General features: G+C 60.7%; 2 protein-coding genes. Both read right to left on the minus strand.

The features are described from left to right. Window positions 1-80: 80 nt before the first annotated feature. Window positions 81-1,037, minus strand: coding sequence for a tRNA 5-methoxyuridine(34)/uridine 5-oxyacetic acid(34) synthase CmoB (gene cmoB, locus ACW9HW_RS29945; RefSeq protein WP_457402939.1), 957 nt, complete (start codon window positions 1,035-1,037; stop codon window positions 81-83). Beyond that, a complete protein-coding gene (gene cmoA, locus ACW9HW_RS29950; RefSeq protein ID WP_457402941.1) occupies window positions 1,034-1,777 on the minus strand; it encodes a carboxy-S-adenosyl-L-methionine synthase CmoA in 744 nt (247 codons plus the stop codon). The genes cmoB and cmoA overlap by 4 nt, the downstream gene beginning before the upstream one ends. Window positions 1,778-1,894: the final 117 nt, after the last annotated feature.

The following is a 1,894-nucleotide window of genomic DNA, read 5'->3' on the forward strand; positions in this document are numbered from 1 at the left end:
CAGAGATGTTGACTGACCCTCCGCATTCGCGAGCAGGCTCGCTCCCACAGGGGATCTCCAGATCACTGGAGATCGGGGTTTTATTTGCGAGCGACGATGACCGCCCGCATCGGTGCCGGCAGCCCTTCGATGGTCTTGCTGTGATCTTCCGGATCGAGGAAATCACTCAACGACTGATACTTCATCCACTCCGTCCCGCGCTGTTCCTCGACCGTGGTCACGCTCACATCCACGCATTTCACATCGGTGAACCCGGCACGGCGCAGCCACAATTCCAGTGCCGGCACCGAGGGCAGGAACCACACGTTTCGCATCTGTGCATAACGATCTTCCGGCACCAGCACCTGATGTTTGTCGCCTTCGACCACCAGGGTTTCGAGCACCAGTTCGCCGCCCTTGACCAGGCAATCCTTCAGCGCCAGCAAGTGCTCGATCGGCGAGCGACGGTGGTAGAACACACCCATTGAGAACACCGTGTCGAAACCTTCCAGATTCGGCGGCAGGTCTTCAAAAGGAAATGGCAGGTGCCAGGCATTGGGTTCGGACAAGTAACGCTGTACCGCCTGGAACTGGCAGAAGAACAGCCAGTTCGGATCGACGCCGATCACGCTGTCCGCACCGGCGCCGAGCATGCGCCACATGTAGTAGCCGTTGCCGCAGCCGACATCGAGAATGCGCTTGCCTTGCAGATCCAGGTGCGGCGCGACCCGCGACCATTTCCAATCCGAGCGCCATTCGGTGTCGACGTGCACGCCGAACAGATCGAACGGCCCCTTGCGCCATGGCGAGAGGCCCATCAGCGCCGTGCGCATCTGCGCGCGGGTTTCATCGTCGCAATCGGTGTCCAGCTTCAGGCCGTTGAGCAAATCGACTTCGCTCGGCTGGATCTTCGGCAAGGCATCCAGTGCGCTTTGCCAGCGCTCCAGGTCGCCGTGACCCTTTTCCATTTTTTTGTCGAGTTGCGCTTGCAGGGTGTTGGCCCAATCGGCCAAAGGTGTTCCCGCCAGACGGCGGGCGAGGGGGGACAGATCAATCATGGCAAGGCAATCAACGAGGCAAAGTTAAGACACTGGAACCACGGCACGACTTTCGAAAACCCGGCGGCCAGCAGGCGTTCGCGGTGTTCTTCGAGGCTGTCGGGCTTCATGACGTTTTCGATGGCGCTGCGCTTCTGGGCGATTTCCAGTTCGCTGTAGCCGTTGGCGCGTTTGAAGGCGATGTGCAGGTCGGTCAGCAGGGCGTGTTCCTGTTCGTCTTCAAAACGCAGCTTTTCCGAGAGGATCAACGCGCCGCCGGGCAACAACGATTGACGGATGCGCGAAAGCAATCCGGTGCGCTGATCCGGGGCGATGAATTGCAAGGTGAAGTTCAGCGCCACCACCGAGGCCGGCTGGAATTGCAGGGCGAGGATGTCACCTTCGATCACCTCGACCGGCAGTAACTCCTGGAACATCGAATCCTGGCCGTTGAGGTACTCGCGGCAGCGCTCAACCATCGCCGCGGAGTTATCCACCGCGATCACCCGGCAACCGTCGGTGCGCACATGCCGACGCAAGGCCTGGGTCACGGCACCCAGGGACGAGCCGAGGTCGTACAGCACGCTGTTGGGCTGGGCGAACTGCGCGGCGAGCACGCCGAGGTTTTCCACGATGGTCGGATAACCTGGCACCGAGCGCTTGATCATGTCCGGGAACACCCGCACCACGTCCTCGTTAAAAGCGAAGTCAGGCACCTGGGCCAAAGGCTGGGCGAAAAGGCGATCGGATTCTTTGCTCACGGCGGTTCCAGCGGTGTCGATGAAAAGGCCGGCATTTTAGCCAAGTTGGCGGGGGGATGCGCGGGTTGTCTGATAAACCGCTTTCGCGAGCAGGCTCGCTCCCACATGGACTGCGCT

This window comes from Pseudomonas sp. SDO5532_S415 (assembly GCF_054071155.1).

What these genes read in the sequence shown, in the direction of transcription:
- cmoB (WP_457402939.1), bottom strand. Translation starts at nt 1,037, where the DNA reads ATGATTGATCTGTCCCCCCTCGCCCGCCGTCTGGCGGGAACACCTTTG.